The organism is Pseudoxanthomonas sp. YR558 (genome assembly GCF_900116385.1).
In the GTDB taxonomy this organism is placed as follows: Bacteria; Pseudomonadota; Gammaproteobacteria; order Xanthomonadales; family Xanthomonadaceae; genus Pseudoxanthomonas_A.
Genome location: NZ_FPCI01000001.1, coordinates 2,034,012 through 2,055,014, shown reverse-complemented (window position 1 = coordinate 2,055,014; position 21,003 = coordinate 2,034,012). Strand labels below are relative to the sequence as shown.

Sequence of the window (21,003 nt, the reverse complement as noted above, 5' to 3'; positions counted from 1 at the left end):
CGGGCGCACCCGCTTCGCGTGCATGGATGGGACGCTGCGGCGTTTCCATGGCGACGATCGCGTGCGCACGGTCACGTTATAGTGCCGGCCTTGCAATGGAAGGCTGCGGCCCGACATTGCGTCTCCCCCTTCGCGAGTTCCGCCCTTGTCCAGTCCCAGCCACGTCGCCGACACGCCCATCACCGACCGCGCGCAGCTGGTGGCCTATGTCGCGTCCGGCGAGAAGCCGCGCAGCGACTGGCGCATCGGCACCGAGCACGAGAAGTTCGGTTTCCGCCTCGACGACCTGCGTCCGCCGACCTTCGATGGCGATCGCGGCATCGAGGCCCTGCTGAAGGGCCTCACCCGCTTCGGCTGGGAGGCCGTTGAAGAGAAGGGTCGCGTGATCGCGCTGTCGAAGGATGGCGCTTCGGTCACCCTGGAGCCGGCGGGCCAGCTCGAGCTGTCGGGCGCGGCGTTGGAGACGATCCACGAAACCTGCGTCGAAGTCGGCACGCACCTGAAGGAAGTGAAGGAGGTCGCCGACGAACTGCAGCTCGGCTTCCTCGGCATGGGCTTCCAGCCCAAGTGGCGCCGCGACGAGATGCCGTGGATGCCGAAGGGCCGTTACCAGATCATGAAGTCGTACATGCCCAAGGTTGGCCAGCTCGGCCTGGACATGATGACGCGCACCTGCACGGTGCAGGTGAACCTGGACTACGCCAGCGAAGCGGACATGGTGAAGAAGTTCCGCGTGTCGCTGGCGCTGCAGCCGGTGGCCACGGCGCTGTTCGCCGACTCGCCGTTCACCGAAGGCACGCCGAACGGCTACCAGAGCTACCGTTCGCACATCTGGACCGACACCGACGGCGACCGCACCGGCATGCTGGACTTCGTCTTCGAGGACGGCTTCGGTTACGAGCGCTACGTCGACTACCTGCTCGACGTGCCGATGTACTTCTCCTATCGCGACGGCATCTACCACGATGCCAGCGGCAAGTCGTTCCGCAAGTTTCTGCGTGGCGAGCTGGATGTGCTGCCCGGTGCGCTGCCCACGCTGCGCGACTGGTCGGACCACATGACCACCGCCTTCCCGGAAGTGCGGATGAAGAAGTTTCTGGAGATGCGCGGCGCGGACAGCGGTCCCTGGAACCGCATCTGCGCGTTGCCCGCGTTCTGGGTCGGTTTGTTGTACGACGATGCCGCGCTCGACGCGGCATGGGACCTGGTCAAGGATTTCTCGCTGGCCGAGCGCCACGCGTTGCGCGACGGCGTGCCGAAGCATGCGCTGAAGCTGCCCTTCCGCGACGGCACCGTCCGCGACCTGGCCCGCGAGGCGGTGAAGATCGCCATCGGCGGGCTGCAGCGTCGCGCGCGCCTCAACAGCAAGGGCGTGGACGAAGCCGGCTTCCTCGATGCGCTGGTGGAGATCGTCGAGGCCAACGAGACCTCGGCCGAGCGCAAGCTCGCGCTGTTCAACGGCCCCTGGCAAGGCGACATCGATCGCGTGTTCCGCGAATTCGCGTACTGACCCGACCCGGGTTAGGCTGGGCCTTTCCATGCAGGGGAAGGCCGATGCGGGCGGCAATGGGATGGAAGGCATGCGGCATCGCGATCTGCCTGGCGTTCGCACCGCTTGCGCAGGCGCAGCGCGTGGCGATGGTGGGTGGCACGCTGGTCGACGGCACGCTCAGTGATCCGATCCGCGACAGCGTCATCCTGATCGAGAACCAGCGCATCGTCGCCGTCGGTACGGTGAAGACGCTGCCGGTGCCGGCCGACGCGACGGTCATCTCCACCGAGGGCATGACGGTGTTGCCCGGCCTGTGGGACATGCACGTGCACCTGATGATCAACGGGCACGCCGACTACGAGCATTGGGACAAGACCTATCCCGCCCAGTTCCGCGACGTGATCATGCCGTCGTCGGCCAAGCAGCTGCTGCTGGCCGGGGTCACCGGCGCGCGCGACCTGGGTGGCCCGCTGGAAGACAGCATCGCGGTGCGCGATGCCATCAACAGCGGCCGCATCCCCGGCCCCACGCTGTTCGTATCGGGGCCTTTCATCCAGAAGAAGCCCTATCCGGGCACCGAGCAGTTCCGCTGGGGCGTGGATTCGCCTGCCGACGCGCGCGCGAAGATCAAGCGCATCGCGCAGGCGGGCGTGGACGTCGTCAAGCTGATCGACCAGGACGGCATGAGCGATGCCGAGCTCGCCGCCATCGTCGATGAAGCCCACAAGCATGGACTTCCCGTCGTCGCGCATGCGCACCGGCCGGAAGAGATCCGCCGCGGCCTGAAGTTCGGCGTAGATTGCTTCGAGCACACCGGGCTGGCGGCCTCGCCCGAGTATCCGCCGGACGTGATCGCCGCGTTGCGCGAGCGCACCGGCAACATGGCCTCGGGCCCATTGTTCTGGACGCCCACCATCGAGGGGCTCTACAACTTTCCCTATACGGTGAAGAGCCACGAGTTCATCGACGGCACCGACTGGCATGTGGGTCTGACGCCCGCGATCATCGACGACATCAAGCAGTCGCTCGAATATCCCGAGCGCATCAGCTACTTCCAGCAGACGCCTCAGCGGTGGCCGACCTTGCAGCGCAAGTTCCAGCAGCTGCGCGAGAGCGGGGCGATGCTGCTGATCGGCACCGATTCCGGCATCCCGATGAAGTTCCACAGCGGCAGCACGTGGAACGAGCTCGATGTATGGGTCAACAAGCTCGGCGTGCCGGCGATCGACGCCATTCGCGCCGCCACCTACTGGCCGGCGGTGGCGATGAAGGCCGACAAGGACTACGGCACCATCACCGAAGGCAAGTACGCCGACATCATCGCGGTGAAAGGCGACGTGCTGAAGCAGGTCGCTCTGCTGCAGCGGGTCGACATCGTGGTCAAGCACGGCCAGCGGGTGAAGTGATCGCGCGGCACTCCGCTGTGCGTGCTCAGAGCGCCTTGTGCATGCAGGTGGCCGATGCCGGACATAGCGCACGGAACTCCGCGCTGTCCCGGACGGCGCGCGGTGCATTGTCTCGCGTGATGACGGTATAGCCTGCGCGGGCGAAGAACGGGGCCGCGGTCTGCGTCAGCAACACCAGGTCACGGATGCCGCGTGCGCGCGCCTGGGCTTCGAGGGCTTCGACAAGTCGTCGTGCGTGCCCCGCGCCGCGATGCGCCGGCGCGACCACCAGCGATCGCAGCAGACCGGTATCGGCGTGTTGCTCCAGGCCGATGGCGGCCACCAAACCCGCGTGGTCCTCGTCGATCCAGAACCCGATCGGAGAGGTCGCCAGGTCCGTGGTCGGCAGCGCCTCTGCGTCGAGCAGAGCGGCAATGCGGGGCAGGTCCGCGCTGTTGGCGGGGCGTATCGTGCTCATGGCGGTTCCGGTGAGGGATTGGCGATGGGCGCGAGCAGCGTGCGTGCGGCGAGCAGCGCAAGCGCGGTACCGAGCAGCTGGGCACCGATGAAGGCCGGCGCATCCAGCGGACGGATGCCGGCGAACGTCTGCGTCAGCGCGCGCGCGAGCGTCACCGCGGGATTGGCGAACGAAGTGCTGGCGGTGAACCAGTAAGCGGCGAAGATGTAGCCCGCCACCAGGGCCGGAATCGCCTGCGCGCGATGGCGCAGGCCGAGCAGGATCGTCAGCAGCAGGCCGAACGTGGCCACGGCTTCGCTGAGCCATTGCGCGCTGCCGGTGCGCGCGCGGACGCCGGGCTGGAGCAGGGGCAGATCGAACATCGCATGCGCGAGCATCACGCCCGCGAGCGCGCCTGCGCACTGCGCGAGCACGTAGGCGGCGGCGGTGCGCGTATCGAGGCTGCCGCGCAGCCTCACGGCCAACGTGACGGCGGGATTGAAGTGCGCGCCGGAGATCGGCCCGAGCACTGTGACCAGCACGTACAACACACCTGCCGTCGCTGCCGCATTCGCGAGCAACGCTACCGCCAGGTTATCCGGGCTCAGCGCCTGGCCCATGATGCCGGAGCCGACCACCGTCGCCAGCAGCAGCAGCGTACCGAGGCCCTCGGCCAGCAATGCACGTTGCATCACAGCGACGCCAGCAGCGCCTGCACGCGGCGCCCGATGTCGTCGCGCACCGCGCGGTATCCGTCGTCGTCCATGTCGCGCGGATCGGGCAGGCCCCAGTCTTCACGCCGCTTCGCCGGGATCCAGGGGCAGTTGTCGCCGCAGCCCATCGTGATCACCGCATCGAATTCGCCTTCCACCTCGTCCAGCGACTTCGAAGCGTGCGTAGCTAAGTCGTAGCCCAGTTCGCCCATGAAACGGATCGCCTTCGGATTGATGCGGCCGGAGGGGCGCGAGCCGGCACTGAAAGCTTCAATGCGGTCGCCGCCCAGCAGGTGCGCGAAGGCTTCGGCCATCTGGCTGCGGTTCGAGTTCTCTACGCAGACGAAGAGGATGCGGGGTATACCCATGCTCAGCAACAACCCGACCGGGGTGCGCAGCACGTGGTGCCCTGTGCGGGCGTCGTCGGCATCGCATGCGGGTCCGGCGTGCAACTGACACCATCCGTGGCGCAGGCCGCGTCGCCCGCGTGGTAGGTGGTGGCATCGCCGAAGGTATGGAAGGTCTCCCAGCGCGTTCCCTGCGGATCTTCCGTCCAGGCTTTGTCCGACTTGGCGTAGCAGCAGACCGTGGCTTCTTCCGGCACCACGCTGCCGCCCGCGGCATCGAGGCGGTGGCCCAGGGCGCGTAGGCCCTCGGCGTCCTCGGCCTGCAGGCCGAGATGGTCGATGCCTGGCGCACGTCCGGTGTTCGAGATGGCGAAGTTGATCCGGGGGTCTTCCAGCATCCACTTCGCGTAGTCGGGTTTGACGACCGTGGGTTCGGCGGCGAACAGCGCGCGGTAGAAGCGGATGCTGGCGGGTAGGTCGTGGACGTTCAAATGGACATGGAATCGGTTCATGGTGCGGCCTTCTTCGTGGGTATGCAGGAGGATGCGGGTGCGCAAGAGGCGACACCGCCGCAGCAGTTCTCGGTCAGATAGCCGATCAGGCCGTTCATCTGAAGATAGTTGGCCCGTACCCGAATCACCCGACCCTCGCGCTGGTCGCTGACCAACGCGGAGGCGCGCAGCACGTTGAGGTGCGCGGTCAGCGTGGCCGGTGGCAAGTCCAGGCGTTCGCGCAACTCGCCGACGGCCAACCCATCGGGTCCGGCTTGGACGAGGGCGCGGAACGCGGCGAGGCGGGATTCGTGGCCCAGTGCAGCCAGGGCCTTCAGTGCGGTCTTTGTTTCCATAATTCCAGAATATAGGAATTATTGATCCCGTCAAGCACTCCGCGTTGCCGTTGTCACGGCGGGCGTTGGTAGAGCGTTCGCGATCAAGATACTATACCCCAGTATTGGATATGAGCCTGATCGCCATGCCGCACTCCGCCCATGAGAAGAAGCGCGTCCTCGCTCGCGTACGCCGTATCCGCGGCCAGACCGAAGCGCTGGAACGCGCGCTGGAAGCCGGCGCCGATTGCGGCCCGGTGCTGCAGCAGATCGCGGCGATCCGCGGTGCGGTCAACGGCCTGATGTCTGAGGTCATGGAGGCGCACATCCGCGAGGAGTTCGGCCAACCCGCGCAGTCCGATGCGCAGCGGCAGGCACGGGTCACCGAGATGGCGGGCTTGGTGCGCTCTTATCTGAAATAACCCGCGCACCGCGCACCACCCGTTTCACTTTCACTTGTCTTGCAGGAGCTGTCCCATGAAATCCCGTGCCGCCGTCGCCTTCGCCGCAGGCGAACCGCTGAAGATCGTCGAGATCGACGTCGCCCCGCCCCGGAAAGGCGAAGTGCTGGTGAAGATCACCCACACGGGTGTCTGCCACACCGATGCGTTCACGCTGTCGGGCGACGATCCGGAGGGCCTGTTCCCCGTCGTGCTGGGCCATGAAGGCGCGGGCATCGTGGTCGAGGTGGGCGAAGGCGTCACCAGCGTGAAGCCGGGCGACCATGTCATCCCGCTCTACACCGCCGAATGCGGCGAGTGCCTGTTCTGCAAGAGCGGCAAGACCAACCTGTGCACGTCGGTGCGTGCCACCCAGGGCAAGGGCGTGATGCCGGACGGTACCTCGCGCTTCTCCTACGAAGGCCAGCCGATCTACCACTACATGGGTTGCTCGACCTTCAGCGAATACACCGTCGTGGCGGAAGTGTCGCTGGCCAAGGTCAATCCCGAGGCGAACCCGGAGCACGTGTGCCTGCTCGGCTGCGGCGTCACCACGGGCATCGGCGCGGTGCACAACACCGCCAAGGTGCAGGCGGGCGACTCGGTCGCGGTGTTCGGCCTGGGCGGCATCGGCCTGGCGGTGATCCAGGGCGCGCGTCAGGCCAAGGCCGGCCGCATCATCGCCATCGACACCAATCCTTCCAAGTTCGAGATGGCGATGCAGTTCGGCGCCACCGATTGCCTCAACCCAAAGGACTTCGACAAGCCGATCCAACAGGTCGTCGTCGAGATGACGGGCTGGGGCGTGGACCATTCGTTCGAATGCATCGGCAACGTCAACGTCATGCGCGCCGCGCTGGAGTGCGCGCACCGCGGCTGGGGCCAGAGCGTGATCATCGGCGTGGCCGGTGCAGGCCAGGAGATCAGCACGCGTCCGTTCCAGCTGGTGACCGGACGCAAGTGGATGGGCACCGCGTTCGGCGGCGTGAAGGGTCGCTCGCAGCTGCCGGGCATGGTCGAGGACGCGATGAAGGGCGACATCGAACTCGCGCCGTTCGTGACCCATACCATGCCGCTGGACGGCATCAACGAGGCCTTCGACCTGATGCATGAAGGCAAGTCGATCCGCAGCGTCGTCCACTACTGAGGATCCCCCATGTCGCACCTCATTTCGCGTCCCGTTCCGTGGGTCGTCGCGGTCACTCTTGCGTCCATGTGGATCCTGCTGGCTACATCGGCATGGGCGGCGCCGCCCCCGGGCACGGGCGTGCCTGCCGATGCGCTTGGTCGGCCCTATTACGACTGCCTGCGCGAACATGCCTTCGCGCATGCCGGCACGCCGGAGGCAGCGCTGGCCGACGCGCGGACTGCATGCGCGGTCACCGCGGGCAGGGTGAAGTCACGGGTGCTGGATGGCGTGAGGAGCCAACTCGAAGAGATGGATTTTTTCGAGCGCACGGAAGCCGCGCAGCGGGTGAACCAGAGCCATCAGCGGGGCATCGATGCGATCGACCGGACCGTGCTGCAGGAGCTGGAGGCGCACCGCGCTGGAAAGGGGGCATGAACATGAAGCGCATCGAACATCGCGCCTGCTTCGGCGGCTCGCAGGACGTCTACGAACACGCCTCAAGCACCCTCGGCTGCACGATGCGGTTCGCGGTCTACCTGCCACCGCAAGCGGAGACGCGCAAGCTGCCCCTGCTGTACTGGCTGTCCGGCCTGACCTGCACGGAACAGAATTTCATCACCAAAGCGGGTGCGCAGCGCTATGCCGCCGAGCATGGCGTGATCCTCGTCGCACCCGACACCAGCCCACGTGGCGACGACGTGGCCGATGCCGACGGCTACGACCTGGGCAAGGGCGCCGGCTTCTACGTCAATGCCACGCAGGCACCGTGGTCGGCGCACTACCGCATGTACGACTACATCGTCGACGAACTGCCGGCGTTGATCGAAGCGAACTTTCAGGTGACCGAAGCACGTGGCATCAGCGGGCATTCCATGGGCGGGCATGGTGCGCTGACCCTCGCGCTGAAGAATCCCGGACGCTACCGCAGCGTCTCGGCGTTCTCGCCGATCGTCGCGCCTTCGCAGGTGCCGTGGGGACAGAAGGCGTTCACCGCCTACCTGGGCGATGACCGCGAGGCCTGGAAGGCCTACGACACGGTCGAACTGGTCAGGCGCGCGCAGGAGAAGCTGCCGTTGCTCGTCGACCAGGGCGACGCGGATGAATTCCTGCAGAGTCAGCTGAAGCCCGAATTGCTGCAAGCGGCGGCCGCCGAGGCCGGCCACCCGCTGACGCTGCGGTTGCAGCCCGGCTACGACCACAGCTACTACTTCATCGCCAGCTTCATCGGCGACCACATCGCGCACCATGCTGCGGCCTTGAAGGCGTAGGGCGGGCTTCAGCCCGCCGATGATCCGCTCGTATGTGCGATGGTGGGCCGAGGCCTACCCTACGTAGCCGCGGCTAGCGCGTAGTCGGTGAAGGCGAAGCGACCATCGCGCAGCTCGGTGTCGCCCTGCGTGAGCGCGAGGGGCGCATCGAACATCGGTCCTGCCGACACGCAGGTGTGGAACTCGCCGTTCTCGCCGCAGGCATCGACGTGGGCAGGCAGCGCGGCGAGCAAGCTACGAGCGAAGTCGCGACCTGCGAAGCCGGCATCCAACTGCTGCGTATCGACACAGCACAACTGCGCACGCAGTCCGCCGTCGATCATCTCTCGCGCCAGCAATGCCGTGTCGCGACCGAACAGCGGCGTGACGACGTCCCAGCCCACGCGGGCCAGGTTCTCCACGCGGTAGGCGCGGATGTCCTCGAGGAACAGATCGCCGAACGCCATCGTGCGCAGCCCGTGCCAACGACCCTGCGCCTGGGCGATGGCATCGGCCATGGCGCGCTCGTAGTCGGTGTTCGAGCACTGCGCGGGAATCATCGCTTCCAACAGCGGCAGGCCGGTCGCGCGCGCCTGCGCATGCAGCACGCTGCGGCGGATGCCCTGCATCGATACGCGTTCGTACTCGCGCGTGACCGTCGTCAGCAAGGCGACGACATCGACATCATCGCGTTGCCGCAACACATGCAGCGTCCAAGCGGCGTCCTTGCCGCCGCTCCAGGCCAGCAGGACGGGCGTACGGCGGCTCAAGCCGCGGCGACGTCGCGCAGTTCCCAGGCGCCGCCCGCAAGCAGGCGCAGGCGGTGCTTCAGGACATGGCCGGGAATGGAAGAGCGGGCCACCAAGAGGATGCTGAGGTCGTCCTGCTGGCCGGCGACCGTGGCATCGGGATCGACCACGCCGAGGCCCGGATCGACCTCATCGGGATCGTCCTGGCGTGCGCGCCAGCGCTCGAACAGACTGCTGGTACGCAGCGCATGCTGCAGTTGCGCGGCGAATTCCTCCGCGCCGTGCGCATCGAAACTGAACGCCGGATCCCCGCCGCGTGCGCGGGCGGGAGTGGGCAGACTGATGTAGTAGCGGACCGCCATGGCGCCCCCGGTTCAAGCCAAGGGCATAGCGTAGCCCCGCCGCGTTAGGCCGTCGTTATGTCGCCTTGAACGGCGCGGGCGGTGCGGCGAAGGCGGCCACGACGGCGCCCTTGCCCACGTTCACCATCCCGGTGAGGCTCATGACACTTTCGAATACCTCAACCTTGTTGTTCTCGCAGATGTCCCGCAGGCGCTGGTAGCCCGGCAGGGCGCGCAGTTCCGACAGTTCGCCGCCGTAGCTCAGGCACACGGTGGGCGTCATCAGGCCGGCCATGACGCGGTTGCCGGTGAACTTGAACATCTGCTCGACCGCATTGTCGAAGCCCTTGATCTTGGCCACCGGCTCCGTATTGCCCGCGTGGCCGTAAAGCACCGGTTTGATGTCCAGCGCGCTGCCCAGCGCCGCGCTCAACAGACCCACGCTGCGATCCCCCTTGGTGCGGGCGCGGTTGCGCAGGTAGTAGAGGTCGCGCGGGATCATGTAGCCGTGCGTGTTCTGCGCTAGTTCCTCCAGGCGCACGCGGATCTGCTGCACGTTGGCGCCGGCCTCGCGCATGCGCACGGCTTCCACCGCCGTGATGCCTTGCGCCGCGAACAGGTTCTGCGTGTCGATCACCCGCAGGGCGAACGGGGAGTTGTGGCCCGCCGCCTGCCTCACTGGCTTGTAGTCGTTGAGGATGGCAAAGCTGGCCTGCATCGCGTTGTCGTGGATCGGCGAACGCGTCTTCGTGATCGTCATGCAGAACACGTGGTCGTAATCGATCACCAGCTGGCCCAGGAACAGGTCCCGGATCTGGTTGACCGTGAACGGCGTGGTCTCGGCCTCGTGGCCGCGCTCGGCGACATGCGCGTGCAGGAAGCTCAGCGTCGCCTGTTCGTCGCGATGATCGGCGAGTACGGCTTCGCCGATCCGCACCGTGATCGGCAGGATGACGATGTTGTGTTGCTGCAGGTACTCCAGCGGCAGGTCGCACGCTGAATCCACGACTATCCCTATGCGCATTTTGCCCCTCCCGGCATCCGTCGCATCTCCCTCGGCCCGCCACGCTAGCGGACAACCGGCAGGCCGTCGCCGCGTAAACGCGTGAAGTGTGAAATAAATCACCTTTCCACGACTTGCGCCACAGTCGGAACGCGCCGCAGGTCCCGTCGCTGATGCTTAATAAATCGCGAAATTAATGTGATGATCGTCACATTAACGTCCCGGCTGGGCTTGCCCGGCGCGCGGGCGGGTCCGACACTCCGCCGGAAAGCAAGGGGCAACATGAAACAGGGGTGGTGGTCGCTACTACTGCTTCTGGCCCTGCTGCCCGCATCCGCCGCGGTTGGGGAAAACATCGCGCGGATCGACCGAATCCAGCCTCTGGCGCTGGAGCAGCAGGCCGGACAGCGTGCCGGGCTCTTCTCGGAACGTCGCTTCGAAGGCGACGACGACGGCGTGCGCGTGATCGGCAACGGGCAGTGGCGCGTTCAGCCGCGGCCGGGCGTGGCCGAACCGTTGCTGGTGGTCTACCACCCGTACACCGCGCGCGTGACCGTGCTCGACTCGCCGGACGGCGTCCCGCGCACCCAGGATGTATTCCGCCACGATCTGGATCCGCAGTACACGCGGCGCGCGCTGGTGTTCCCGCTGGCTGGCGATGGCCCCGTCTATGTGCGCGTGGAAGGCGCGCGCTATCCACTGCATGTCACGGTCGAGTCGCGGCCGCGTTACGCCGCTGCCGACCTGCGCCACCTGCGTCTGGTGATGCCTGCGATCGGCGCGGTGCTGGGTGTATCCCTGGCGGTGTTGCTGTTCTGGGCGATGCTGCGCGAACGCGTGTATCTGCTGTATGCGGGCGCGATGCTGTTTCAGCTCCTCTACGCATTGTGTTCGTACGGTGAAGCGTATGCGTGGCCCGGGCTCGATGCGCTGGCCCGCTTCGGCGCCCAGGGTATCTGGGCGTCGGGCACGCTCGCGACCATCCTGCTGGTCTATCTGTGGCAGGACTACGCCAGCCTTCGGCGGGTCGCGCCCAGGTTGAGCCTGCTGATGCGCGTCGTTGGTGTCTATGGCTGTACCGCCACGCTGGTGTTGCTGGTGCTGCCCTGGCCCGCCGACAAGGCGTGGTTCCCGGACGTGGCCAATGCGGTGTTCCTGCTGACCAATGCCATCGCACTGGTCACCCTGGTGGTCGCGTGGATGCGCGGCCAGAAGCACGCAGCCTATGTGCTGATCGCCTGGGTGCCCATGCTCGTGTTCACCATGTGGCGCGCGCTCCGTTTCAGCGGGGGCGAGCGAGCGGAACCGTGGCTGGAGTACGGATTGCCCTGGGTGCTCGCCCTCACGGCGGTGGTGCTCGCGCTGGGCCTCGCCGACCGCATGCTGACGTTCCGCCGCGAGCGCGACAGCGCGAAGCAGCACGCCGAGCGCGACGGCCTGACCGGCGTACTCAATCGCGGCGGCATCGAGCATCGGCTCGACTGGGCGCTGATCGAGCGCGAAAGGGAACGCATTCCCGCCTCGCTACTGTTCATCGACCTCGACCACTTCAAGCAGATCAACGACCGTCATGGCCACGCGCTCGGCGATGCCTGCCTTCGCGCGGTAACGCGCGCGGTGAGCGAGCAGTTCCAGTACGGCGACCAGCTTGGCCGCCTGGGTGGCGAAGAGTTCGTGCTGGTGCTTTCCGGCGTCGAACTGGCGGCGGCCGTGCGCATCGCCGAGCAGGTGGCCGCGCGCATCCGTCGCGACTGCGCGCGGGTCGAGGGCGTGGCGGTCGGATTGACCGCGAGTATCGGCGCGGCGCAGGCGCGCGATGGGGATTCGGTGGCGTCGCTGATCGCCCGCGCGGACCAGGCCATGTACGTGGCCAAGCGAGCTGGCGGCGACCGTGTGGTGGCTGAGGATGCGCCCTGCCACGAAGCCGGAAAAGCGAAGGCGCCCGAAGGCGCCTCCGTCGACTGACTCGTCGCGTCAGAACTACTTCGAGTACGCGCGCGGCAGCGGGCCTGCCTGTTGCAGGTAGCGGTCGCGCAATTCGGTCTGGCGCGAACGCATCGGTATCGCGCGGCCGCCGAGCCAGACCTGCTGCGCGGTGTTCGCCACATCCAACGGATCGCCGCTCCACAGCACCAGGTCGGCCAGCTTGCCCGGGGCGATGGTGCCGACGCGGTCGCCCACGCCGAGGGTCTCCGCCGGCACGCGGGTCAGGCCGGCAAGGCCGTCCTCCCAGGGCAGGCCGTTGGCCACCGCATTGCCGGCGAGCTGGCGCACTTTCCGCGCGTTGTGCGACGCATCGCCTGCCTGCGAGAAGCTGACGCTCACGCCGGCGGCATCGAGTCGCGCCGCGTTCTCCAGCGTGGCACCGATCTGGTCGAAGTCCGATGGCAGGTCGGCCAGCGCATCGACGAACACAGGCACCTTCGCCTGCGCCAGCTGCGGGGCGAGCTTCCAGGCCTCCGCACCGCCGGCGATGGCGATGCGCACGTTCTCCCTTTGCGCCCAGCGCAGCAGCTGTCGGATATCGGCGGCGCGGTTCACCGCCACCACGATGCGGCCGTTGCCCGCCAGGTAGCGCGCCAGCGTGGCGCGGCCCGCGGGTGTCAGCAGCGCATGCGGCGAATCCACCGACACGCGGCCGCGCGCTTCGGCCACCATCTGGTCCAGCAGCATCCAGTGCGCGGCGCGCGACTTGCCGGCCAGTTCCGCGGTGCCGCTGCCCAGTCGTACGAACAACGCACGCGGACCGACCGGATCGGCACTGCCGTCCAGCCGCACCACGCCACCCTGGCCGGCGATGAAGGAGCCGCCCGTCGAGGCCGCTAGCAGGGTGAAACCGATGCCCTCCACGCGCGCCACCGGGATCACGATCGAGGCCGGGTTGTAGGCCAGCGTCACGTCGAACTCCGGCCGCATCGGCTGGTCTTCCAGCGTGACCGCGGCGTCGACCGTCGAGGATTCGCCGGAGACTTCTTCGATGCCGATCTCGGTGATGCCACCGAAGAACGCCGGCGTCAGCGGGCGGCCCTCGGCCTCGACCACCGTCGCGGCGGCGGGTGCGGCCAGGCCGCTGCCGACCGCCTGGACCACGCCGTTGCGCACCAGCACGTCCGCGTTCTTCAACGTACCTTGCGCACCGGCGGTATGCACGGTGGCATTGCGGATCAGCACGTCTTGCGCGATGGCGGGAAGCGCGGCGGCCAGCGCGAGCGCCAACGCGCCGGTGCGGAGGATCGAACGACGGCTCATGGCGTCACCTCCTGGCCGAGCATGAAGTCGGAGACCGGTTGCCTGCTGCGGTCGTTGCGATCGTAGAGGCGTGCGCCGTCGATGTAGACCTGCTCGGCCTTCGCGTACACGCTGAAGGGGCTCTGGTTCCACACCACCACGTCGGCCATCTTGCCGGCCTCCAGTGTGCCGGTCCTGTCGGCGATGCCCAGCGCTTTGGCGGCGTTGCTGGTCACCCAGCGGATCGCGCGCTCCGGCGCGATGTCGCCCATGCCGGCGCGCTGCGCGTTCGCCATCACCTTCGCCGCTTCCTGGTTGAGGCGCTGGATGCCTTCGTCCGAATCCGAATGCACGATCGCGCAGCTGTTGGCCGGACGATCCACGATCGCGATGTTTTCCTGGATGCCGTCGAAGGCCTCCATCTTGAAGCCCCACCAGTCGGCCCACAGCGCGCCGCAGACGTTCTCCTGCGCCAGCCGGTCGGCCAGCTTGTAGGCCTCCACGCCATGGTGGAACGCGGCGATCTTGAAGCCGAATTCCTTCGCCAGGTCGAGCATCGTCGCCATCTCGTCGGCGCGGTAGCAGTGGATGTGCACCAGGATCTCGCCGTTGATCGCGCCGGCCAGCGTGTCCAGCTTCAGGTCGCGCTTGCCGCCCGCATCACCGCCACTGTCGGTGCCTTCGCCACCGCTGGCGCGCTCCCACCAGCGCTTCTTCTTCGGCTGCTGCGCCTTGGGGGCATTCTTCTTGAGGTACTCGGCGGCATCGATGAACGCCGCGCGATAGCCCGCCACGTTGCCCATGCGCGTGGCCGGGCCGCTCTTGCCGCCGTACACGCGCTTGGGGTTCTCGCCGCAGGCCATCTTCAGGCCCCAGGGTGCGCCGGGGAACTTCATGCCCTGATAGCTCGTGGAGGCGACGTTCTTCAGCGTCACGCCGCGCCCGCCCACCAGGTTGGCCGAGCCCGGCAGCACCTGCAATGAGGTTACGCCACCGGCCAGGGCCGTGTGGAAGCCCGGGTCCTGCGCCCAGATCGAGTGCTCGGCCCATACGTTCGCCGTCACCGGCGCGGTCATCTCGTTGCCGTCGCTATGCGCCTTCACGCCGGGGCTGGGGTACACACCCAGGTGCGAGTGCACGTCGATCAGGCCGGGCGTCACCCATTTGCCGGTCGCGTCGACGCGGGTAGCGCCCTCGGGCGCGGACAAGCCGCGGCCCACCGCCACAACCTTGCCGTCGGCCAGCAGCACGTCGGCGCCGTCGAGGCGTTCGCCGGTGCCGGTCAGCACCGTCGCGTTGGCCAACAGCACGGGGCCGGACGGGACCGCACGATAGGTGCTCGGGTACGGGTCCTGGGTGAAGCGGGAGGCGGGCGTGGCGGCAAGCGCGCTGCCGCCCAGCGAGGCCAGGATGAGCCCGGCCAGCAAGGTCATTCGCATGGTGTGTCCCCTGGAAGCAGGCCCCAACCTACCCGCCCGGGCGGCGTGCTGCCAAGTGCGTGCCGTCGCTTCCATGCAAGAATGGCCTTACAACAACAAGAAAAAGAGGCTTCCATGAAGGACAAGAACGAAATCGTCGACAACTGGCTGCCGCGCTACACCGGCGTGCCCCTGGATCAGTTCGGCGAACACATCCTGCTGACCAATTTCGGCGGCTACCTCAACGTGTTCTCCCAGTTGACCGGTGCGCCCATCGTCGGCCTGGACCGGCCGATGGCCAGCGCCACCGCCGACGGCATCACCATGATCAACTTCGGCATGGGCAGCCCGAACGCGGCGACGATGATGGACCTGCTGTCGGCGATCATGCCGAAGGCGGTGCTGTTTCTCGGCAAGTGCGGCGGGTTGAAGCGCAAGAACGAGCTGGGCGACCTGGTGCTGCCGATCGCGGCGATCCGTGGCGAGGGCACCAGCAACGATTACCTGCTGCCGGAAGTGCCGGCGCTGCCCGCGTTCGCGCTGCAGCGCGCGGTGTCCACGATGATCCGCGACCTCGGCCACGACTACTGGACCGGCACGGTGTACACCACCAACCGCCGCGTGTGGGAACACGATGTCGCCTTCAAGGAGCGCCTGCGCGCGATGCGCTGCATGGCCATCGACATGGAGACCGCCACCGTCTTCGCCGCCGGCTTCGCGAACCGCATCCCCTGCGGCGCGCTGCTGCTGGTCAGCGACCAGCCGATGATCCCGGAAGGCGTAAAGACCGAAGCCAGCGACGCCAAGGTCAGCTCCTCGTTCGTCGAGAACCACATCACCGTCGGCATCGAAGCGCTTAAGCTGATCCGCCGCAACGGGAAGTCGGTGCGGCATTTGCGGTTTGATGAGTAGTTCTTCACGCGCTTGAGGGTAGGCGCCTTAAGCGATAGCGCCAGCGGGATTGCGGCGAGTGGAGATGGAGGTAAATCATGAAGAAGGTGGTGTCCGCAGGAGGCGCTTGTATCGCGGTCATGCTGTTGACGAGTGCCGTCACCTGCCAGGCAGGACAGTCCGCCACTGAGGCGGAACAACGGAGAGCGGCGTACGCGTTCGCGCTAGGTACCTCCATGGCCGTAGCCGATGCGTTGGGGCGGACTTGTCCTTCATTGGACAGCAAGGCTGCCGAAACTTCGCGTGAAGCCTTGTCGGGCTGGAATCGGCGAAATCTTCCATATCTGCTTTCTGCCTTGAAGTATGAGCGTTCGTTTCTTGAAACGATTTTTGCCGAGCGCGGCGTCGAGGCGTTACAGCAGCTTCAAGCCGATGGAAGAGCGCGATTCAATGCGGTCGCATTGGCGGCGCTGTCGCAGATGTTTTCCGATGATGATGCGAAGGTCATCGACTGCGAACGGCTCGTAGGTGCAGTGGAAGGTGGAATTTACGACTATCGGGAGCATGCGAAGTTCTTCCCGATCCTCGAGGCGTTGCAGCGAGAGGGTAATGCCCCATGAGCATCGGTCAAGCGCAGGACGTCATCACCTTCTGGCGCAACGCCGGCTACGAAAAGTGGTTCGCCAACGACGACGCCTTCGACGCCGATTTCGACCAGCGCTTCCGTGGGCTGCACTTCCGTGCGGCGCGACGCGAACTGGAGGGCTGGATGGGCGATGCAGAGGGTGCGCTGGCGTTAATCCTCTTGCTGGACCAGTTCCCGCGCAACTGCTTCCGCGAAAGCGCGCATTCTTACGCGACCGATGGCTTGGCGAGGCATTACGCCGCGCGCGCCGTCGAGGCGGGTTTCGATGCGCAGGTCGATCCCGCGCTGAAGATCTTCTTCTACATGCCGTTCGAGCATTCCGAAGCGCTGGACGACCAGCAGCGATCGCTGGACCTGTTCCGTGCCACTGGCGACGAGAACTACCTGAAGTACGCTCAGCTGCATTACGACCTGATCGCCCGCTTCGGCCGATTTCCGCATCGCAACGAGGCGATGGGGCGTACCACGACGCAGGAAGAGCGCGACTACCTGGCGGGCGGCGGATTCAAGGGATGACGTAGGGCGGGCCTCGGCCCGCCGGTGCATTGCATGGCGCCGTACGTGGTTCGACATCCGTGTCGGTGGGCCAGGGCCCACCCTACGAGACCGCTGATTGCATCTCATAAAAAAAAGGCGGGCCGAGGCCCGCCTTTTCGTTTCTGATGGTGTACGTGATCAGTACTTGCTGATCGTGCCGTCCACATCGTCGGCCCAGGCGTTGATGCCGCCGGTGATGTTGTAGACGTTCGAGAAGCCGAGCGCGCGGAACTCTTCCGCCGCCTGCTGGCTGCGGCCGCCGCTACGGCAGAGGAAGGCGAGGGCCGTGTCCTTCGGCAGCGCTTCCAGCTCGGCACGGCCGTTGCCGTCGAAGGTCTTGAACGGGAGCTTCACCGAGGCGATGGCGCGTTCGTCGGCAGGGCGCACGTCGACCAGAAGCACTTCGCTGGCACGGATCTTCGCATCGGCATCCATCGGCGACAGCGCCTGCACCGGCTTGGGCGCGTTCGGGTTGTCGATCGCCAGGCCCTTGCCGCGGATGTCATCGACCCAGTCGATGGTGATGCCGTCGGCACGACGCGCACTGGCCAAGTCGAACTGCACGCGCACGCCGTTGGATTCGCTGGCGATGGCGTTCGCGTCGAACTGCGCAAGCTGGAAGTTCGGCTGGAACTGCGCGTTGATCGACAGGGCCAGCGACGCGCCCGGGCCGGCGTCGGCCACGGCGTTCTGCAGCATCTCCGCGGCGGCCGGGGTGATGGTGATCGCCGGCGGCGTACGGTCCGGGGCCTGCAGGCCGAGCAGCGAGGCCAGTTCGCCGGAGTTGGTCATCTGCTCGATGATGTCGCTGCCGCCGACCAGTTCGCCGTCGATGTAGAGCTGCGGGATGGTCGGCCAGTCGCCGTAGGCCTTGATGCCTTCGCGGATCTCCTGGTCGGCCAATACGTTGACGTGGGCGTAGTCCACGCCCAGCGCCGACAGCGCGCCCACCGCCTTGGCCGAGAAGCCGCACTGCGGCATGGTCGGCTGGCCCTTCATGAAGAGGACCACGCGGTTGGACTGCAGGAGGGATTCGATGCGCGAGCGCAGGGCGGGGTCGAGGGACATGTCGGGTACCGGAATGCGTGAAGGGCTCTGAAGAAGGGATTTTACGCCCCGTGGCATCATGGGGCATGAGCACGACAGGAACACTGCATCGTCCGCCGCGCCGTCCCGGACTGATATTGGGCCTGCTGGCGCTGTCGCAAGTAGGCGTGGCCTGGCTGTGGTGGCGCTGGGGCTGGACCGTGGGCCTCCCGGCCATGCTGGCGACCCATCTGGCGGTGGTCTGGGCCACGCTGTACCCGCGCGCCACCTTGCTCTGCCCGGCGCTGTCGCGGTTGCCGACGGACGAACGCGTGGTCTGGCTGACCATCGACGATGGTCCGTCCGACGACACGGCGGCGATGTTGGACCTGCTGGACCGGCACCGCGCCAAGGCCACCTTCTTCGTGGTCGGCGAACGCGCGCAGGCACAACCGGCCGTGGTGCAGGCCATCCGCGACCGCGGCCACGGCATCGGCAACCACAGCGCGACGCATCCGGACACGCGTTTCTGGCGCCTGGGGCCCGGCGCGATGGAAGACCAGATCGGCCGCAACCAATCGATCCTCACCGCGATCACCGGTGAAACCCCGCGCTGGTTCCGCAGCGTCGTCGGCATGACCAATCCGTTCGTGGGCCTGTCGCTGAAGAAGCATGGCCTTGCCCGCGTGGCGTGGAGCGCGCGCGGCTTCGACGGCGTCGACTGCGAGCCCGGCAAGGTGCTCGCGCGCATCACCCGCGACATCACGCCCGGCACCATCGTGCTGCTGCACGAAGGCGCGACGCACGGCCACAACGTGGCGATCCTGGCGCAGTTGCTGGCGTGGCTGGACGCACAGGGCTACCGCACGGTGGTACCGGAGCCCGAAGGCCTGCGCATGCCCGCGGTCGCGGTGGCCTGACGCCTAGCGGCCGGCCAACAGGTGGTGCGCCACCGGGAACGCGAGCCGCGTCCACTCCGTGTACATCGCCGCCGACGGATGCAGGCCATCGTCCGCCACCATCGTGGCTTCGCTGCCACGTGCACGGCTGACCGGCGTGATGTCGACGAAAGCGACATCGCGTTGCGCGCAGACGGTGCGTGCGGCGGTGTTGTAGGCATCCAGTTCGCGCGCGATCTGCTCGATATCGCGGCCCGACTGCGCGCCGAACGGGGTCACGCCCCAATCGGGAATCGACAGCACCAGTACGCGATCGGGCCGTCCGCCGGCGAAGCCGATCGCGCGCCACAGCAGCGCGGCGAACTGCGTGCGGTATTCCTCCACGTCGCGGCCGCGGTACTGGTTGTTGACGCCGATCAGCAGGGTGACGAAGTCGTGCTGGCCCAGCGGTTCGGCGGCGGTGATCGCGGCGTCGAGTTCGTCGGTGGTCCAGCCAGTGGTGGCGATGATGCGCGGATCGCCGACCAGCACGCCTTCCATCCGCAGCAGGCGCGCCAATTGCATCGGCCAGCGGCCTGCCTCGTCCACGGCTTCGCCGATCGTGTAGGAATCGCCGAGCGCGAGGTAGCGCAGCTCGGTGGTGAGGGCGGTGGTATGGGAGCCGGAGGTCGTCGTCATGGCGACATCATGCGCCCTTCCCGCTTGTTGTAGGAGCGATGTCAGTCGCGACCGCAAACCGGAACAGCCAGGACGATGTCGATCCTTTGGAATGCTGCCCATGGCGGCGCGCTTCCGCCCGATCAAGCATCAGGCGATGCGTCCTGGCGTGCGGTCGCGACTGACGTCGCTCCTACAAGGGCAGCAGCGCTGGTTACGCCGCTGCCGGCCGCGACTTGCCCTTGATCGGCACCACCTTGGTGGCGGCCGCGGCGCGGCGCGACAGGGCGCGGTCGATGCGGGCGAAGACTTCGCGCATCGTGGCCGCTTCCGGCAGCAGGGTGACGCGGAAGTGGTGGCGGTACGGCACGTTGAAACTGGAGCCCGGCACGACCAGCACGCCTTCGGTTTCCATCAGTTCCAGCGCGAACGCATGGTCGTCGAAACCCTTGGCGGCATCGCCGACCACCGCCGGGAACGCGTACAGCGCACCGGCCGGGTTGACCAGCTCCAGGTGCGGGCTGGCGTCGCAGGCGTCGATCACCGCGCGACGGGTTTCGTACAGGCGGCCGCCGGGTGCGCACAGCGCACTGATGGTATCGGGGCCGTTGACCGCGGCGTCGATGGCGTACTGGCCGGGCACGTTCGCGCACAGGCGCAGCGCGCTGAGCAGGTCCATCGCATGCAGGAAGTCGCGCACCACGTCGCCATGGCCGGACACCACGCCCCAGCCCACGCGCCAGCCGCAAGCGCGATGCACCTTGCTCAGGCCGCTGAAGGTGATGCATGGCACGTCGCCCGCCATTGGTGCGACCGGCACGAAGGTCGCGCCGTCGTACAGCACCTGGTCGTAGATCTCGTCGACCATCAGCAGCAGGCGGTGCTTCGCGGCGATCGCCACGATGCGCTCCAGCAGTTCGCGCGAGTAGGTGGCGCCGGTGGGATTGTTCGGATTGATCAGCACGATGGCGCGGGTGCGCGAGCTGATCAGTTGCTCGATCTCGTTCGGATCGGGCTGGAAGTCGTTCTCCGGATCGCAGCGGTAGTACACCGGGCGTCCGTCGTTGAGGATGGTGGCGGCCGACCACAGCGGATAGTCGGGCGAGGGCACCAGCACTTCGTCGCCGGGATTCAGCAGCGCGCGCAGCGACAGGTCGATCAGTTCCGACACGCCGTTGCCGACGAACACGCGGTCCGGGTGCGCGTCCGGCGTGCCGCGCTTGGCGTATGCCGCGGCGATCGCCTCGCGCGCCGAGGGCAGGCCCTGCTGGTGCGTGTACGGATCGGTGCGCCCCATGTCGTCGGCGATCGCGCGCTGCAGATGCTCCGGCGCACGGAAACCGAAGGCGCCCGGGTTGCCGATGTTGAGCTTGATCAGCTTCTGCCCCTGGGCCTCGAGCTCGCGGGCTCGCCGTGCCAGTTCGCCCCGGATTTCGTAGCGGACTTCGGACAGGCGTTCGCGCGTGGCGAGCGGTTTGACGGGCGGGGTGGACATGGCGGGACCGCAGGGGGCACAAAGTGGAAGGAGGGCCAGCTTAACGGATATTTAGCCTGCCCGGCCCCGCCGGCTTC

At 67.1% G+C, this 21,003-nt stretch carries 24 protein-coding genes; 11 read left to right on the top strand and 13 right to left on the bottom strand.

Going from position 1 to position 21,003, the window contains the following annotated elements; translation table 11 throughout:
* The first annotated feature begins 145 nt into the window (after positions 1-145).
* A complete protein-coding gene (locus BM365_RS09595; protein ID WP_093488646.1) occupies positions 146-1,510 on the top strand; it encodes a glutamate--cysteine ligase in 1,365 nt (454 codons plus the stop codon).
* Positions 1,511-1,566: 56 nt separating this feature from the next.
* Positions 1,567-2,898, top strand: a complete 1,332-nt coding sequence (locus tag BM365_RS09590) for an amidohydrolase family protein (protein ID WP_175502061.1) — start codon at positions 1,567-1,569, stop codon at positions 2,896-2,898.
* Between the two features lie 25 nt (positions 2,899-2,923).
* On the opposite strand, the gene arsN2 is transcribed toward BM365_RS09590, so the two are convergent.
* Genes arsN2 through BM365_RS09565 form a run of 5 tightly spaced genes read right to left on the bottom strand, consistent with a single transcriptional unit; the run spans position 2,924 to position 5,241 of the window.
* A complete protein-coding gene (gene arsN2, locus BM365_RS09585; protein ID WP_093488642.1) occupies positions 2,924-3,355 on the bottom strand; it encodes an arsenic resistance N-acetyltransferase ArsN2 in 432 nt (143 codons plus the stop codon).
* Entirely contained in the window at positions 3,352-4,026 is a 675-nt protein-coding gene (locus BM365_RS09580; RefSeq protein WP_093488640.1) for an aquaporin, read from the bottom strand. The genes arsN2 and BM365_RS09580 overlap by 4 nt, the downstream gene beginning before the upstream one ends.
* Positions 4,026-4,415 (bottom strand): arsenate reductase ArsC, encoded by a 390-nt coding sequence (locus BM365_RS09575; RefSeq protein WP_175502060.1) that lies wholly within the window; start codon positions 4,413-4,415, stop codon positions 4,026-4,028. Before BM365_RS09575 ends, BM365_RS09580 begins: the two co-directional genes overlap by 1 nt.
* Positions 4,416-4,417: 2 nt before the next feature.
* Positions 4,418-4,906, bottom strand: coding sequence for an ArsI/CadI family heavy metal resistance metalloenzyme (locus BM365_RS09570; protein ID WP_093488638.1), 489 nt, complete (start codon positions 4,904-4,906; stop codon positions 4,418-4,420).
* Positions 4,903-5,241: an ArsR/SmtB family transcription factor gene (locus BM365_RS09565; protein WP_093488636.1), complete on the bottom strand. Its 339-nt coding sequence runs from the start codon at positions 5,239-5,241 to the stop codon at positions 4,903-4,905. Before BM365_RS09565 ends, BM365_RS09570 begins: the two co-directional genes overlap by 4 nt.
* 125 nt (positions 5,242-5,366) lie before the next feature.
* Between BM365_RS09565 and BM365_RS09560 the strand changes: the two genes are divergently transcribed.
* The 4 genes from BM365_RS09560 to fghA all read left to right on the top strand — a co-directional run bounded on the left by BM365_RS09560 (position 5,367) and on the right by fghA (position 8,057).
* Positions 5,367-5,642 (top strand): metal/formaldehyde-sensitive transcriptional repressor, encoded by a 276-nt coding sequence (locus tag BM365_RS09560; RefSeq protein ID WP_093489630.1) that lies wholly within the window; start codon positions 5,367-5,369, stop codon positions 5,640-5,642.
* A gap of 55 nt (positions 5,643-5,697) precedes the next feature.
* Positions 5,698-6,807, top strand: coding sequence for an S-(hydroxymethyl)glutathione dehydrogenase/class III alcohol dehydrogenase (locus tag BM365_RS09555; protein WP_093488634.1), 1,110 nt, complete (start codon positions 5,698-5,700; stop codon positions 6,805-6,807).
* Between the two features lie 66 nt (positions 6,808-6,873).
* On the top strand, positions 6,874-7,224 hold the full coding sequence (locus BM365_RS09550; protein WP_093488632.1) for a hypothetical protein: 351 nt from the start codon (positions 6,874-6,876) through the stop codon (positions 7,222-7,224).
* Between the two features lie 2 nt (positions 7,225-7,226).
* Complete coding sequence (gene fghA, locus BM365_RS09545) at positions 7,227-8,057, top strand: S-formylglutathione hydrolase (RefSeq protein WP_093488630.1); 831 nt, start codon at positions 7,227-7,229, stop codon at positions 8,055-8,057.
* 59 nt (positions 8,058-8,116) lie between these two features.
* Here the strand turns inward: fghA and BM365_RS09540 are convergent, their stop codons facing one another.
* The 3 genes from BM365_RS09540 to BM365_RS09530 are packed head-to-tail and all read right to left on the bottom strand — an operon-like array spanning position 8,117 to position 10,150.
* Positions 8,117-8,806 carry a Dph6-related ATP pyrophosphatase gene (locus BM365_RS09540; protein WP_093488628.1) on the bottom strand — a complete coding sequence of 230 codons (690 nt, stop codon included), beginning with the start codon at positions 8,804-8,806 and terminating at the stop codon, positions 8,117-8,119.
* A complete protein-coding gene (locus tag BM365_RS09535; RefSeq protein WP_093488626.1) occupies positions 8,803-9,147 on the bottom strand; it encodes a hypothetical protein in 345 nt (114 codons plus the stop codon). The genes BM365_RS09540 and BM365_RS09535 overlap by 4 nt, the downstream gene beginning before the upstream one ends.
* A 55-nt stretch (positions 9,148-9,202) precedes the next feature.
* Positions 9,203-10,150 carry a DegV family protein gene (locus BM365_RS09530; protein ID WP_093488624.1) on the bottom strand — a complete coding sequence of 316 codons (948 nt, stop codon included), beginning with the start codon at positions 10,148-10,150 and terminating at the stop codon, positions 9,203-9,205.
* A 261-nt stretch (positions 10,151-10,411) separates the two neighbouring features.
* Here BM365_RS09530 and BM365_RS09525 point away from each other — a divergent pair, with 261 nt between their 5' ends.
* Positions 10,412-12,094 (top strand): sensor domain-containing diguanylate cyclase, encoded by a 1,683-nt coding sequence (locus tag BM365_RS09525; RefSeq protein ID WP_158253522.1) that lies wholly within the window; start codon positions 10,412-10,414, stop codon positions 12,092-12,094.
* A 15-nt stretch (positions 12,095-12,109) separates the two neighbouring features.
* Here the strand turns inward: BM365_RS09525 and BM365_RS09520 are convergent, their stop codons facing one another.
* Complete coding sequence (locus tag BM365_RS09520; RefSeq protein WP_093488620.1) at positions 12,110-13,378, bottom strand: amidohydrolase family protein; 1,269 nt, start codon at positions 13,376-13,378, stop codon at positions 12,110-12,112.
* A complete protein-coding gene (locus BM365_RS09515) occupies positions 13,375-14,796 on the bottom strand; it encodes an amidohydrolase (RefSeq protein WP_093488618.1) in 1,422 nt (473 codons plus the stop codon). Before BM365_RS09515 ends, BM365_RS09520 begins: the two co-directional genes overlap by 4 nt.
* Positions 14,797-14,910: 114 nt before the next feature.
* Here BM365_RS09515 and BM365_RS09510 point away from each other — a divergent pair, with 114 nt between their 5' ends.
* The 3 genes from BM365_RS09510 to BM365_RS09500 all read left to right on the top strand — a co-directional run bounded on the left by BM365_RS09510 (position 14,911) and on the right by BM365_RS09500 (position 16,828).
* Entirely contained in the window at positions 14,911-15,687 is a 777-nt protein-coding gene (locus BM365_RS09510; protein ID WP_056880197.1) for an AMP nucleosidase, read from the top strand.
* Between the two features lie 77 nt (positions 15,688-15,764).
* Positions 15,765-16,286 carry a hypothetical protein gene (locus BM365_RS17815; protein WP_139227394.1) on the top strand — a complete coding sequence of 174 codons (522 nt, stop codon included), beginning with the start codon at positions 15,765-15,767 and terminating at the stop codon, positions 16,284-16,286.
* The gene (locus tag BM365_RS09500) at positions 16,283-16,828 is read left to right on the top strand and encodes a DUF924 family protein (RefSeq protein WP_093488614.1); all 546 of its coding nucleotides are present in this window, start codon (positions 16,283-16,285) and stop codon (positions 16,826-16,828) included. Before BM365_RS17815 ends, BM365_RS09500 begins: the two co-directional genes overlap by 4 nt.
* 159 nt (positions 16,829-16,987) lie before the next feature.
* Here BM365_RS09500 and grxD read toward each other — a convergent pair whose 3' ends face one another.
* Positions 16,988-17,917: a Grx4 family monothiol glutaredoxin gene (gene grxD / locus BM365_RS09495; RefSeq protein ID WP_093488612.1), complete on the bottom strand. Its 930-nt coding sequence runs from the start codon at positions 17,915-17,917 to the stop codon at positions 16,988-16,990.
* A 50-nt stretch (positions 17,918-17,967) separates the two neighbouring features.
* Between grxD and BM365_RS09490 the strand changes: the two genes are divergently transcribed.
* A complete protein-coding gene (locus BM365_RS09490; protein WP_175502059.1) occupies positions 17,968-18,795 on the top strand; it encodes a polysaccharide deacetylase family protein in 828 nt (275 codons plus the stop codon).
* Positions 18,796-18,798: 3 nt separating this feature from the next.
* Here BM365_RS09490 and BM365_RS09485 read toward each other — a convergent pair whose 3' ends face one another.
* Positions 18,799-19,452, bottom strand: a complete 654-nt coding sequence (locus BM365_RS09485; RefSeq protein WP_093488608.1) for an SGNH/GDSL hydrolase family protein — start codon at positions 19,450-19,452, stop codon at positions 18,799-18,801.
* A 193-nt stretch (positions 19,453-19,645) separates the two neighbouring features.
* Positions 19,646-20,926, bottom strand: a complete 1,281-nt coding sequence (locus BM365_RS09480; RefSeq protein WP_093488606.1) for a pyridoxal phosphate-dependent aminotransferase — start codon at positions 20,924-20,926, stop codon at positions 19,646-19,648.
* Positions 20,927-21,003 lie beyond the last annotated feature (77 nt).